General features: G+C 40.6%; 10 protein-coding genes and 3 pseudogenes. 3 read left to right on the forward strand and 10 right to left on the reverse strand.

All coding sequences use genetic code 11. The features are described 5' to 3' along the window. Window positions 1-105: 105 nt before the first annotated feature. The gene (gene clpB / locus PVV65_RS05465) at window positions 106-2,685 is read right to left on the reverse strand and encodes an ATP-dependent chaperone ClpB (RefSeq protein ID WP_273789485.1); all 2,580 of its coding nucleotides are present in this window, start codon (window positions 2,683-2,685) and stop codon (window positions 106-108) included. A 1,205-nt stretch (window positions 2,686-3,890) separates the two neighbouring features. Then, window positions 3,891-5,121, reverse strand: a pseudogene (locus PVV65_RS05470) (MFS transporter). 474 nt (window positions 5,122-5,595) lie between these two features. On the opposite strand from PVV65_RS05470, the gene PVV65_RS05475 reads away from it, so the two are divergent. Beyond that, window positions 5,596-5,985: a helix-turn-helix domain-containing protein gene (locus PVV65_RS05475; RefSeq protein ID WP_273789487.1), complete on the forward strand. Its 390-nt coding sequence runs from the start codon at window positions 5,596-5,598 to the stop codon at window positions 5,983-5,985. A 403-nt stretch (window positions 5,986-6,388) separates the two neighbouring features. Next, entirely contained in the window at window positions 6,389-6,757 is a 369-nt protein-coding gene (locus tag PVV65_RS05480; RefSeq protein WP_273789488.1) for a helix-turn-helix domain-containing protein, read from the forward strand. Between the two features lie 189 nt (window positions 6,758-6,946). On the opposite strand, the gene PVV65_RS05485 is transcribed toward PVV65_RS05480, so the two are convergent. Then, entirely contained in the window at window positions 6,947-7,345 is a 399-nt protein-coding gene (locus PVV65_RS05485) for a type II toxin-antitoxin system VapC family toxin (protein ID WP_273789489.1), read from the reverse strand. After that, complete coding sequence (locus PVV65_RS05490; RefSeq protein ID WP_005774741.1) at window positions 7,342-7,593, reverse strand: DNA-binding protein; 252 nt, start codon at window positions 7,591-7,593, stop codon at window positions 7,342-7,344. The genes PVV65_RS05485 and PVV65_RS05490 overlap by 4 nt, the downstream gene beginning before the upstream one ends. Window positions 7,594-8,370: 777 nt before the next feature. Between PVV65_RS05490 and PVV65_RS05495 the strand changes: the two genes are divergently transcribed. Beyond that, complete coding sequence (locus PVV65_RS05495) at window positions 8,371-8,739, forward strand: helix-turn-helix domain-containing protein (protein ID WP_273789490.1); 369 nt, start codon at window positions 8,371-8,373, stop codon at window positions 8,737-8,739. Window positions 8,740-9,070: 331 nt separating this feature from the next. On the opposite strand, the gene PVV65_RS05500 is transcribed toward PVV65_RS05495, so the two are convergent. The 6 genes and pseudogenes from PVV65_RS05500 to PVV65_RS05525 all read right to left on the reverse strand — a co-directional run bounded on the left by PVV65_RS05500 (window position 9,071) and on the right by PVV65_RS05525 (window position 13,378). After that, window positions 9,071-9,460 carry a hypothetical protein gene (locus tag PVV65_RS05500; RefSeq protein ID WP_273789491.1) on the reverse strand — a complete coding sequence of 130 codons (390 nt, stop codon included), beginning with the start codon at window positions 9,458-9,460 and terminating at the stop codon, window positions 9,071-9,073. 741 nt (window positions 9,461-10,201) lie between these two features. Beyond that, complete coding sequence (locus PVV65_RS05505) at window positions 10,202-11,314, reverse strand: MFS transporter (RefSeq protein WP_273789492.1); 1,113 nt, start codon at window positions 11,312-11,314, stop codon at window positions 10,202-10,204. Window positions 11,315-11,400: 86 nt separating this feature from the next. Further along, window positions 11,401-12,054, reverse strand: a pseudogene (locus tag PVV65_RS05510) (TylF/MycF/NovP-related O-methyltransferase). A gap of 129 nt (window positions 12,055-12,183) precedes the next feature. Beyond that, a complete protein-coding gene (locus PVV65_RS05515) occupies window positions 12,184-12,678 on the reverse strand; it encodes a hypothetical protein (RefSeq protein WP_273789493.1) in 495 nt (164 codons plus the stop codon). Then, a pseudogene (locus PVV65_RS05520) lies at window positions 12,678-13,139 on the reverse strand (JmjC domain-containing protein). The gene PVV65_RS05515 and the pseudogene PVV65_RS05520 overlap by 1 nt, the downstream one beginning before the upstream one ends. A 77-nt stretch (window positions 13,140-13,216) precedes the next feature. After that, entirely contained in the window at window positions 13,217-13,378 is a 162-nt protein-coding gene (locus PVV65_RS05525) for a hypothetical protein (RefSeq protein WP_273789494.1), read from the reverse strand. Window positions 13,379-13,836 lie beyond the last annotated feature (458 nt).

Below are 13,836 nucleotides of genomic sequence, written 5' to 3' on the forward strand. Positions count from 1 at the left end.
CTGTCCAGCCACGCATGGTATAATCAGTACACTCAGCACCCCTCAAACAACAGTTTATGGCATAAGAGGATTATCACCATCCTTGTTCTGTGAAATTCCCCCCACTTATGTTTCAGGTAGAAATTCCAAGCGATCCCCTTGTTTTATTACTGTCACCACTGTGTCATCGTGAATTTCTCCAAACAAGATTTTTTCTGCGAGCGGATCTTGAATTTCCTTTTGGATAATCCGTTTAAGGGGGCGTGCCCCATAAAGGGGATCATAGCCTTTATCGGCAAGGAATTGTCGCACTTCTGGTTTGATATGCAAGGTTATGTTGCGTTCATTGAGCAAACTTTGCAAATGCTGTATCTGGATATCCACAATGGCCTCCATATCTTTGCGTTGCAACCGCTGAAAAAGAATAATCTCATCAATACGGTTTAAAAACTCCGGACGGAAAGCGGTTTTGACAACATTCATCACATCGTCTTTTGCTTGATCAACTGTTTGTCCTTCCGGCAAAGCGGTTAAAAATTCAGCACCAAGATTAGAGGTCATAATCAACAAAGTATTACGAAAATCGACCGTTCTTCCTTGACTATCGGTCAAGCGCCCTTCATCCAACACTTGCAATAACAAATTAAAGATATCCGGATGCGCCTTTTCAATTTCATCAAAGAGAATAACTTGATAAGGTCTTCTTCGTACAGCCTCTGTCAGTACGCCCCCTTCTTCATATCCGACATATCCAGGGGGTGCCCCAATGAGCCGCGCTCCGGCATGCTTTTCCATATATTCCGACATATCAATACGCAACATAGCATTGGGATCTTGAAAAAGAAAAGCCGCGAGAGCTTTTGTGAGTTCGGTTTTTCCCACACCGGTAGGGCCTAAGAACATAAAGGAACCGAGGGGACGATTAGGATCTTGCAACCCAGCCCGCGCTCTGCGGACAGCCCGCGCCACCGCTTGAACCGCTTCGCCCTGTCCCACGACACGGGTTGCAATTTCATCTTCCATGCGCAAGAGCGCTTCGCGTTCTGCTTCCAACATCCGATCAACAGGAATACCAGTCCAGCGTGAAACGATCCGCGCGACATGTTCAGCGGTCACCGTTTCTTCAACGAGATGATTTTGCTGATCATCATTTTCAGCTAAAGTCAATTGTTTTTCAAGTTCCGGAATAACACTATAAGCCAGTTCCCCAGCGCGTTGGAATTGTCCATCCCGTTGTGCAATGGCCAAAGCATTGCGCGCTTCTTCGAGTTGTTTTTTCAAATCAGCCGCATGTCCTAATTTTTGTTTTTCAGCCTGCCAAGCTGTTGTCATCTCAGCGGACTGTTGTTCCAATGTTTTGAGTTCTTCCTGCACATTGTTCAAACGTTCTTTTGCTGTAGGTTCAACATCTGTTTTCAAAGCTTCCCGTTCGATTTTCAACTGTAAAATTCGCCGATCCAGCGCATCTAATTCTTCCGGCTTTGAATCAACCTGCATACGCAAGCGTGCAGCGGCTTCATCGATCAGATCAATGGCTTTATCGGGCAAGAAACGATCGGTAATATAACGAGAAGAGAGTCGAGCAGCCGCAATCAAAGCGCTGTCTGCCAAACGCACTTTGTGGTGTTGTTCATATTTTTCTTTAATTCCGCGCAAAATAGAAATTGTATCCTCCAGCGATGGCTCAGAGACAAAGACCGGTTGAAAACGTCTAGCAAGAGCAGCATCTTTTTCGACATATTTTCGATATTCATCCAGGGTTGTCGCGCCCACACAATGGAGCTCTCCACGGGCAAGAGCCGGCTTTAACAAATTGGAAGCATCCATAGGACCATCAGATTTTCCAGCCCCCACAAGGTTATGCAATTCATCAATAAAAAGAATAATTTGCCCATTTTCAGCTTGCACCTCAGCCAATACCGCTTTAAGACGTTCTTCAAATTCCCCGCGATATTTTGCACCAGCAATAAGCGCGCCCATATCCAAAGCATAGAGTTGTTTATCGCGCAAAGTTTCTGGAACATCGCCATTGATAATGCGCAGCGCCAACCCTTCCACAATAGCGGTTTTTCCCACCCCTGGTTCTCCGATCAGCACAGGATTATTTTTCGTCCGCCGTGAGAGCACCTGAATGGTGCGTCGAATTTCTTCTTCTCGCCCAATGACAGGGTCGAGTTTTCCCTCACGTGCATCTTTTGTGAGGTCACGGGCATATTTTTGCAAGGCATCATATTGACCCTCCGCATGGCGGCTTGTCGCTGTTTTTCCTTTGCGCAAATCATTAATTGCCTGATTAAGCGCCTGCGGGGTCAAGCCCGCCTTTGTTAGAATATCAGCTGTTTTTGCAGACTTTTCCATCAACAGTGCTTGCAACATGCGCTCGACAGTAACAAATTGATCACCGGCTTTTTGTGCGAGCTCCTCCGCCAGCGCGAAAACTTTTGCCACCGGCTGCGAGAGATAGAGTTGTCCATTTCCCCCTTGCACTTTTGGCAAAGCTTCGAGCGCTTCTTTAAGCGCCTTTTGAATAAGCTTGAGATCTCCCCCTGCTTTTTGGATAAGCGATGCTGCCAATCCTTGCGGATCATCTAACAACACTTTCAAGAAATGTTCCGGCATAAACTGCTGATGATCAGAAGAGAGAGCGTTATTTTGTGCTGATTGTAAAAACCCCTGCACGCGTTCGCTATATTTTTCCAAGTTCATTTTTTTCCTTTCTTAGAGCAACTGCATCCTTTTTTTCATCATCGCTCCAGCCCTTTTATTTTCTCAAAAACACTAAATCAAAAGCTCTCCCCAGCATGTCATAAAGACTGCCTCACCACACGAACACCAGAAACGTTAAAGCATGAAGAACTGTCGTGTTAAAATGAATATGGGATGTGATCTAAACGAGTGCAAGAGCAAAAATATGAAAGAAAAAATAAGGACAAGCAACGCGCGCAAAAAAGCATCATAGAACCAGAAGATAAAAGATTTTTCAAAAAAAGCGCCCTCAAAATGACCTCATCGCTTACGACAAATGAGCCCCCCTCATTCTTTAAAAAACATTCAGAAAAACGCCTTCAAAAAGAACATGAAAGCGCCCCTTAAAAAAATTGACTTTACCCCGCCCTACGTCCCCTTCCATCAACACCCACATAAATCTTTCCCCCTTCCGTCAGCGCCCTCAACATAACCTCTTTACCCGGCGGCTTGTCCCTCCATTGACAAACTCTCCCCCCCCCCCCCCCAAGCCTTACCTCACGACACAAAACTCACACAGCATTTCCCCACACTCTTCTCGCCCTCACCTCCATCCCATCAACGCACCAACACACCCTACGGCACTCTCTATCTTCCATTCCCCTTCACACACTCCAGTCCCCTATTCCGCACACCTTAATCTCCACCTTGTCTCGTCAGCACCCTCAATATACCTCTCCATCCCAATACCCCTCCATTAACAAACTCTTCCCCCAAACCTCTGATCCCATTCCACGCCATAGCAAAAAATCACCCCCCCCAAGCTTGCACAAAGCATCAATCCTCCACGGCTTACCCCACCCTTTTTACAGATACACGTCTTTACGCTTTCCTATTTTCACTCAAAAACCACCAACGAAAGGCTCACACTCCTGCGCTACTCAGGACACAGCCACTTTATAAACAACACAACACTTTAAACGCCTCTATCTTGAGGATCACCGCCCTTAAGGGAGGGCGGTGCGACAAAAAGTGCGACAAAAGGTGTAAACAAGCACGCTCCACAATCCACGCACACAAAAAAAGCACCTTACAAAAAAGCACCTTAAATGCATAAAGTGATAGAGCTGATATCACCACAATTCAAAGATCAGTATTTTACACCATGATAGGATCATGAGCGCCCTGCCTTTTTTAAAAGAAACGACATGGAGATCTCAAATCGCTCAATGATCATTCTCGACTGTCGTGTGAAGGGAGCGTTTTACTTTTTTTAATTTTTATAACACCAGTCATTCCAGTAGCAATAATGAAGGCCGACATCGTTAAAAAAGAGCCCATTAATCCAACGAGTGCAAAAAGTCCAGCAATAAGGCCAGACACGGCTTCCGCAGAATTTGCGAGGGTTGAAAAGGTTCCAAAGCTCTTTCCAAAATCTTCACGACGAGAATATAATTGAAGCGCTGAGACTAAACTAATATCCACAAATGCCCCCGTAAAGCCTAAAACACAAGCGAACACGAGAAGCAGCTTTAAAGAAAGGATTGCTGCCAAAGGCATAACAAATAAAACACCCCCATAAAGAATCCAAAAGATCATAAGCTTTAATGATGTAACATTGACGATCATTTTATGATAGGACAAACCACCTATAATCGTTCCCACAGCCATGAGAGAAAAAAGTGAACTCACAAAGCTTTCCTCTGCCCCTATAGAGAGAACAAAAGCTGGAATTAAAAACCTTAAAATTGCCCCTGTAAAGAGAATAGCAAACGCCGATCCAACGAGCGTAATAAATAAGTTATTATTTTCAGTAGAAATAGCTTTAAGATAAGAAGCTGTTTCCCGATAAATTTTTATAAAATTAAATGAGTTACTCTCATTTGAATTTAAATTCATGAGATTGAATAACAGGATAATAGAAATAAAGTAGGTAAAAAAATCAAAAATGAGGACGGTGGATTTATTGGCTAAAAAAAGCAGGAGAGAACAAACTAAAGGACCAATGACGGCGGCAATTTCATTGATAATTTGTGCAAGGCTATTTGCCTTTGTCAAATCCTTGATTACAAACATTTTCAGGATAGCCGCTTGAAAGCTTGGTTGAAAAATACTTCTTCCGATTGTTGTACCTATTGCTGCCAAAATAAGCACAATAATATTTGCAGTCCCCGTTATAGTGGTTATAAACACGAAGAATGCGGGGAATAATCTCACCACTTCACTGCAGATCATATTTTTCTTCAAAGAAAAATTATCCGCACACCAACCGCCTATAGGACCAAAAAAGAGAAAAGGGATAAATCGAAAAAAATACACAAGACCGATCAAAAAGGCATTATCTGTTACGTCTAAGACAAGTAAAACAAAAACGACTTCATAAGCATAATCACCAACTTTAGAAATAAAGAGAGAAGAAAAGAGAGCTAATGGACTCTTTTTTAAAAATAACTTCATATCACCCACCCGATATTAAACTTTTCTACCATTAAAGTTCCCCGCCCTTTCATAGAATTGGTGATATGAACTTCAAAGGGACGCCCAATCAGTTGTCAAAATATCCCCTCTAAGCCATACCCTGATAATCGACCTGTAAAGAACATTTTTTCACAAAAAAAGAGAATAATTCTTAAAGCGCCAAAAAATATTTTTCACCTTTAAAATGTTTTCATTTTTCTTGCTAATCTTCTGAAATTGCCTTATGAAGAAATACTGTAATTTTGGTCGCTTACGCAACGATCAATAGGGATTTGAAAACCCCGAAGACTTGACACATAAATTTATCCCGCTTTGCGGGTATCCCGGAATTCCGGGAGTTTTTGCTATGTCCAGGTGCTCGACCGCACTAAAAGCAAAAAAGCTGAGTCAAGTCAGTGTTTTCAGCTCCCGGAATACCAATGCGAGGGCGCTCGCAACCAGAGGGGGGGCGAAATGCAAACCAAAAACCCACAGTTTCAAACCAAAAACCCACATTTTATTGATATTTTAATCGGTAAAAGAATTCGTCACAGACGCATTGCCATAGGGCTTACTCAAAAGACATTAGGAAGCTTTTTAGGGGTGAGTTTCCAACAAATTCAAAAATATGAAAAAGGGTTAAACCGTGTAAGCGCCAAATGTTTACTGGAAATCGCTCAAAAACTGGAAGTTCCGATAAGCTTTTTTTATGCGGATATTATAACAAAAGATATTGTCACAAAAGACAATCACGCACACGATGATCAATATACCTATAGCGCAAAAGAACACGCTCTTTTAAAAAACTTTAGAGAGCTTACCCACAAAAAACAGCAAGCGATTTGGTGTCTAATCAGAGATTAGATAAAAGCGCATAGAAACATTCTTCGCGCATATCCTTCCCCCAGCTCAAAATTCCCCATATCCTCTTCACATCATATTTTTTCACAGAATAAGAGGACAATTCTTAAGCGCCCAACGGCTCTCATTTTCTAGATGTTTTGATTGTGCTTGCCAATTTTTTAAAATTCCTTTATTGATGAGCATGTGTTTTTGATCGTCCACGCAACGGTCAAATAGGGAGCTAAAGGCCCGAACGCTCAGTACATAAATTTATCCCGCTTTGCGGGTATCCCGGGATTCCGGGAGATTTTGCTATGTCCAGGTGCTTAACAGCACTAAAAGCAAAAAAGCTGACTGAGCTCAGTACTTTTAGCCTCCCGGAATACCAATGCGAGGGCGCTCGCAATCGGCGAGGGGGCTTAACATGCAAACCAAAAATCCACATTTTATTGATATTTTAATCGGCAAAAGAATTCGTCACAGACGCATTGCCATGGGGCTTACTCAAAAGACATTAGGAAGCTTTTTAGGGGTGAGTTTCCAACAAATTCAAAAATATGAAAAAGGGTTAAACCGTGTAAGCGCCAAATGTTTACTGGAAATCGCTCAAAAACTGGAAGCTCCGATAAGCTTTTTTTATGCGGATATTGTCACAAAAGATATGACCACAAAAAACCATCACACACACGATGATCAAGAAATCTATAGCGCAAAAGAACACGCCCTTTTAAAAAATTTCAGAGAGCTTACCCACAAAAAACAGCAAGCAATTTGGTGTCTAATCTCTGATTAGATAAAAGCGCATAGAAACATTCTTCGCGCATATTCCCCCTCCAGCTTAAAATTTCCCCATGCCCCCCACAAAGAGCAATGTTTTAAGACATAATAAGATAAATTTATCATAGAAGAGAAAAAGGCGATAAGCTTGGCAAGCCCCATTATTCCTATAACAATGACATCATCACGATCTTAACGCACAAGGTTAAGAAAGGAGTCTTGCTGAGAGTCCATTTTGCGTTAGCAGGTCTATTGCTAATTTATCAAAAGAAACAAAGGTTTCACCACCTAGCCAATATCCCTCATAAGATATAATTCCATCAGCAAAATCTCCACCAGCCTCAAAGATAGCAAGTCCTGCTTCAACAGCTGGTCGATTCATGACAACATTACGCGTTGCAAGAAGATCACGAACCATCAAAGCAACCTCTTCTTTTGATAATTTTGCCCCGCGACGAAGTATCCAAATAAGTTCGCAAAGACAAGGCAAAGAAATAGCGATGAGAGAAGCTTCTCTTAAGATCTTACTTGCTATTTCACCTTGCTTTTTATCATCTTGTAAAACAGCGCGAACGAGAACATTTGTATCGACAGAAATCTTCATTTTTTCCCCGCCCAACCAGAGGCCGCAATTTCGTTCATTTCTTCCACAGTCAGTGTTTTTTTAACTTTTCCGGCAAATCGTCCAATAAAGCTATCAATTGTGCTTGTAGGCTGTGCTGCTTTTATACGAAGTTCACCCCCTGGTAACTTGTCAAAGTTGATGCGCTCTCCTGGTTTAACACCAAGGTGCTGGAGTAAATCCCGCTTCAGCGTCACTTGTCCTTTTGCTGTAACAGTTAGTGAAGGCATAGAAAAATCCTCTTCGTATAGATATCGTTATTGAGTATATATAAAAAATAATGAAAAATTCAATTACTTTTTAAAAATTGCCAAAGAACTATAGGGTAGATCCTGAACATGAGGAATTGTAAAATATATTCGTTTTCATACCGGCATATATACCTGATTATACCCGAAAAATAGGAGACCTTGAACGCCTCGCAGCGTTAAACAACGGCGCTTTATGGCATAGAAGAATATGTAGAATTGAAGATGATCATGCTTCATCTATCCACCAACACAAATGCAATCAATACAGAAAAGCTTTTAAAGCAAAAAAACACGCATCATTGAAAAAAATGTAAAGTCAGAGGTTTTACGCACCCCCCATCTTTTTATTCAAACAGCAAAGAAACTCTCATCCGTTGTCAAAATATCCCCACTTAAAGTATCCCATGCCCCATATCCTCTTCACAGCATATTTTTTCACAAAAAAAGAGGATAATTCTTAAGCACCCAACGGCTCTCATTTTCTAGATGTTTTCATTTTCCTTGCCAATCTTTTAAAATTCCTTTATTGATGAGCACGTGTTTTTGATCGTCCACGCAACGGTCAAATAGGGATCTAAAAGCCCGAAAGCTTAATACATGAATTTATCCCGCTTTGCGGGTATCCCGGAATTCCGGGAGATTTTGCTATGTCCAGGTGCTTAACAGCACTAAAAGCAAAAAGCTGATTAAGCTCAGTACTTTTAGACTCCCGGAATACCAATGCGAGGGCGCTCGCAATCGGTGAGGGGGCTTAACATGCAAACCAAAAACCCACATTTTATTGACGTTTTAATCGGCAAAAGAATTCGTCACAGACGCATTGCCATGGGGCTTACTCAAAAGACATTAGGAAGCTTTTTAGGGGTGAGTTTCCAACAAATTCAAAAATATGAAAAAGGGTTAAACCGTGTAAGCGCCAAATGTTTACTGGAAATCGCTCAAAAACTGGAAGCTCCGATAAGCTTTTTTTATGCAGATATTGTCACAAAAGATATGACCACAAAAGACCATCACGCACATGATGATCAATACATCTATAGCGCAAAAGAACACGCCCTTTTAAAAAACTTTAGAGAGCTTACCCACAAAAAACAGCAAGCAATTTGGTGTCTAATCTCTGATTAGATAAAAGCGCATAGAAACATTCTTCGCGCATATTCCCCCAGCTTAAAATTTCCCCATGCTGGGTATCACCAAATCCCAAACGATGATATTTTACAACATTGTAGGATATCCCCAATTGTAGGATATAACCAGACCTCAAATGAGGCTGTTTTACACCCTCATAGAGGAACATCCCTCCTAAGAATAACCAACATCACAGTCTCAAGACCTTCTACCATTCTCAGCAGAATTTTATCTGATTTAACGGATCTACAGTTTCACTTCTTAAGGCGATTTTTCTGCCAACATTTCTTTATGATCTCCTTCTTTTAGACAAACCACCAAAGGGATTTCATCTCTTATAAGTACGGAAATAATAACGTGTTACTCCAGCCTCATCATAAAAGACAGTAGACAGAAGACCTATACTTGTTGGCATTATTTGATAAGTCAAAATGATACCATTTTGCTGTTTATTTGGTTGATCTGTATAAATCACACGATATCCATTACGTTGCAACAGATCGATAAATAAAGGCGCAAAATGATCTTCTCTTTTGCTTCTTTTCACAATAAGCGTTGTATGAGCTGGCGGTAAAGAATGTTTAAGATTGTGAACAAAATCATGAGCAATTAATTTTATATCAGAGTTGGTAACATTTCGATCAACATAATTTGCATGATTCATAGATGCGCAACCAGCCACCAACACAAGCGGTAACGCTAATAAATATCTTGACACCTTAAACCCCCTCTCAATTGTATCCTCTCCTAAGGCGTTCTTAAACCAAAAGTTAAGAACACCTTTGCTAATAAAGAGTATTAACAGTGTATCGGTTTGTAATCAAGGGATTATAAATTAATTTTTCACGCAATAAAAAAACGGCGACTTTCTCTGATCGCCCTCAAGGCTTATCCATATAGTGATGCTTCACATACAAAATATATATATTAAAAGTACATAAAACACAGGGAAGGCATAGCGTACCCTTATGCTATAGGGCACTTATTTTCACGCTATTGCGTATCAATAAAGCCTCCTCAAAGCATCCACTCCTCCACGGCTTAAAACAACCCCTCCCTTTTCACAGATCCACGTCTCTACGCTTTTATATTTTCACTCAAAAGCCACCAACGAAACTCCAACCCAGCACCAAACAATCCCCCTTCAAAAAGCAAATTCCCCCCCACAAGATAAAACCTCCCAACCCCGCACCACTTCTGTAAACAAAGGTCTGTAAACAAAAGTCTATAAACAACACCCCAGCCACTTACCCCCACATGCCCTCTCTCAAATCATCCCCCTCTCAACGATAATTCTTTTAAAAGGCGCTATTAAAAGGCGATGAACAAATCTCACAACACACTCTCTCACAAAAAACACTTTAATGTATAAATCTATATATAAATCTATTGTCCAATATCGCGCTCACAGAACGGTGTTTTAGGGCATGATAGGATACTTGTTTCATTGATGAGTAAATCATTTAGAAGAAACAATTGATAAAGAACTGTTGACCAATATTCTGATCCCCAATAAACAGAATAATCCCATCATTCCAGAAAGAAGGAATAACTTCCCCGAAGAAGTGTGATCTAAAACAAAGGCTCCCATAAATGGCGCCACCAACATCGCTAAATTTTGTATAGACTGCACCCATCCAGAAGCAACCCCAATTTGTTCATTAAAATTGGTTACCAAATAAACGTTAGAAGATATGGAAAAGTAAGCACTGACCATTCCAATGAGAAAAAAACAGAGCAACAAAGTCTCAATATGGAGTAAGTCTAAGTAAAAAAAACACACTGAGATCATGACAAAACAAACCATTGTCAACATCGCTGGCATTAACAACTCCGATATTTTGCCTGTAAGGGGTCTATGCTTTGATTTTTTTACACTCCAAAACCCATATAGGAAATTACCAATCGCCGAAGCAGATACCAGCATCCCAAGCGCCTGTCTACTCATCTTCATTGCCTTAAGAATGACCGGCAACTGATTATTCACCATAAAAACCATGGCAAAATAAATAAACATTACCCCCACATAGGCATACCAATTTATCCCATAAAGGCTCTGTTGTGATTTCTTGCTGTCCGCTTTTTTTATCATTGGCATTAAGACAGACTGCGCGCCAATACAACAAAACACCATAAAACCTAGCAATGTCAAAAATCCAGAAAACAATAAAGTATAGGTGTCTGACCAAAAGGCAGAGAGCGTACTGCCCAAAGCAGGTGCGATCATCTTTGCCGCGCTATTGATCATGTTCAAAACAGAATAGTAACGGCTCCGTTCGCATTCAGGGACAGAATTTGCACTGAGAACGGAAATTGCAGGCATGGCGACACTATTGAATGTCGCTCGAATGACTGCCAATATAATAAACCCCTGCAGACTAGTCGCCATCAATAAAGCGACAGTACACAGGGCGCGCAACAGCAGTGACACCCGCAACCAATGTATCATATACTTGCTACTTACAAGCATTCCAATTGGCTTAGACAGAACGATCCCCGGTAATAATGTTGCTGCTCCAATGAAAGCGACATCATATTGATCTGCTTTCCAATAGAACACGGAGACGGTCAAAATTACAATGTAATCAATCCATCCCCCAAATGACACGGTGCCATTACCTAGTAAAATCACCCGCAAGCGATTTTTTGTTGCCGCATTTACTTGCGCCAAAAGACGACTCCTGCTTTTGCATCAGCACTGCTGATTGGATTTTTGATTCTTTCTTGCATCCTAAAGGCATCAACAGCCTTCCTGCAACCCGGCAATTTATAATCGTCAATGATAACAAAACCACCGGTGGTAAGTTTTGGATATGTATGTATTAAAGCGTCCATCGTTGATTGATAGCACTCTGCATCTATACGAATGACGCTAAATCGGCAATGAGAAGGCAACTTCGGTAAAGACTGTGCGAACCATCCTTTGAGAAACACCACGTTCTCTTTAAGGAATCCATAACGCTGAAAATTTTCCTGTACTTCATCAAGCGATGCCCCACAATCAAAACTATATACTGAGGTAATTCCTTGATAAAACGGTACCAAAACTGGTTAACAAACACACCATCTTGCAAACTGGAGACTGGTAAGCCACTAAAAGAATCTTACCACAAAGACGCATCGCGACGAAAATAAATACTGTAAGACACCAGCCATATAGATAGCTGTTCCTCCTCTAAAGACACCGCAATCAATCAGATCTCCTTCAATATCTTCTTTATGCACTGTTATTACGCCATAGCGAATATTTTCTAATGCTAATCCACTTACATAGGTATGAACATTTCGCGAGCGCTTAGTATATTGCAACATATCCGCCAAAACTTCTGCTGATATGCCAAAACTCAATGTTTTCCGAGATAAGCTTATCAATAACGATACGAATCTCTTCAATATCTTTTCTTAGAAGATTAAGATACATTTCATTTCTAATCTCCCTCATTAAATAATAATTCCAAAATTTACCAATTCACGACAAAGCGTTACTTTCGCTTCATCGTTCAAGTTTCCTGCCAAAGAAACAGGGGTAAACACTTCATAATTTTGCACACAAATCGCTTCAATTTCATCTTTACAAAAGGTAAGCAATGATAAACTTGAAGGTGTAGAAACGAGAGGTTTATCTGGATGAATTGTTAAACTAAAATAAACAGATATGTGCTCTCCATCCTCATTTTCCCGAATGCACAAATTCGCTCCTAAGCACACCTGTAAACGTGTCTGGCCATTAACATTATGTGCATCAACCAAAGATGCCAATCGTTGATCTGATGTTTCATGTTTTGTGGCGTTGTAAGCAATTTCAAAATCAGACAATATCTTGCCAAATGGTACCACTGCCATTCGTTTTAAGAGATCCTTCGTTAATATTTCTAAATTAGTCTGTTCGCTAAATGGAAAAACATTCTTTCGTAAGCCATCAATATGTTCGGACATTAAGCGAATAAAACCTTCGAGCACCTCAAAAATCTTAATCGGTTGTAAGCCAAAAGCCCATGTACGAAGAAAGCCATGTGCAGAGAATGATTATCTAAACACTTGGCAACATGAGGCGTACCAGCCGGAATATACAGAACATCTCCTTGGTCAAGAACAACCTCAATTTCAGGTGCTGATAGTTCATCTTCCACAAGAGATTGTTACCTAGGTAAAGTTGGATTTTCAACCAGCTTTACTTTCCAAGGTTTTCTACCTTCCAATTGTACAACAAAAACTTCCGTTCTATCAAAATGAGCTGGTAATCCATTGAAATGAGCACCGGTTAAAAATGGTTTTGCAAATGCATATCCACCAAAAATCTGTTCCAATTTTTTGCACAAAACAGAAATTTTGGGTTGTCTTGAATCAAGGTCTTCTAGCTTAAGCGTTGCACCCGCCTTGAACTGTTTCAAGAACAAACTCCCGTTGCGTGACAGCTTGACCGTTATAAGTTGGAATATTTATCGTAGCACCATTCTTAGAGATTCGCACAAGATTATACCGTGATCTTATCTCCCGCAATGAAATAACGGTCAAAATCGCGTACAGAGAACAAAGAATGCAACTTACTAGCAGATTTCTGTATTAACGGTCTTTTTTCAAAATAATTATCGAGAAAAGCTTGGCGTCCAACTGGACCTATAATCTGGTCGACCATAATATACCCCCCCACACAAGATTAAAGAGGACAACCCCTTGCGATGCCATCACTTTTTTGGAAAACCTCAAAATAAAAGGTGCTGCGCACTCACTAAGGTTGCGGATGGTACAAACTTAATATCTTTTTTACTAAGCGACCTGTTAACTCCCCCTTTTTAAATTTAACAATTAACATGAAGGCATTTATTTTATACAACTGTCAAGCTAAGTTTCATACTCTATAAAAAAAAATAGTTTTCACTTTTGTGTATCATAATTATTGTCATTTTTCTCATTTAACGCTTGAAACTGAAATATTGACCTCTCACCTCAAAAGGTGTGGATTCCTAACAGTGCTAGTCTTATAAACAGTCCAACTTCTTTCAGCGGTTTCCTATTATTGTCTACTTATGCGATTCACTTGCATAAAACTCTCCGCCTCACTCTTCCCAACATCTCTTTCAACCGCATGCTTTT

This window comes from Bartonella sp. ML70XJBT (assembly GCF_028618425.1).
Classification (GTDB): Bacteria; Pseudomonadota; Alphaproteobacteria; order Rhizobiales; family Rhizobiaceae; genus Bartonella.

Bases quoted from the DNA above. Each gene is read 5' to 3' on its own strand.
- PVV65_RS05475 (WP_273789487.1), top strand. From the start codon at position 5,596: ATGCAAACCAAAAACCCACAGTTTCAAACCAAAAACCCACATTTTATT.
- clpB (WP_273789485.1), bottom strand. From the start codon at position 2,685: ATGAACTTGGAAAAATATAGCGAACGCGTGCAGGGGTTTTTACAATCA.
- PVV65_RS05515 (WP_273789493.1), bottom strand. From the start codon at position 12,678: ATGTCCGAACATATTGATGGCTTACGAAAGAATGTTTTTCCATTTAGC.
- PVV65_RS05480 (WP_273789488.1), top strand. From the start codon at position 6,389: ATGCAAACCAAAAATCCACATTTTATTGATATTTTAATCGGCAAAAGA.
- PVV65_RS05525 (WP_273789494.1), bottom strand. From the start codon at position 13,378: ATGGTCGACCAGATTATAGGTCCAGTTGGACGCCAAGCTTTTCTCGAT.
- PVV65_RS05495 (WP_273789490.1), top strand. From the start codon at position 8,371: ATGCAAACCAAAAACCCACATTTTATTGACGTTTTAATCGGCAAAAGA.
- PVV65_RS05485 (WP_273789489.1), bottom strand. From the start codon at position 7,345: ATGAAGATTTCTGTCGATACAAATGTTCTCGTTCGCGCTGTTTTACAA.
- PVV65_RS05490 (WP_005774741.1), bottom strand. From the start codon at position 7,593: ATGCCTTCACTAACTGTTACAGCAAAAGGACAAGTGACGCTGAAGCGG.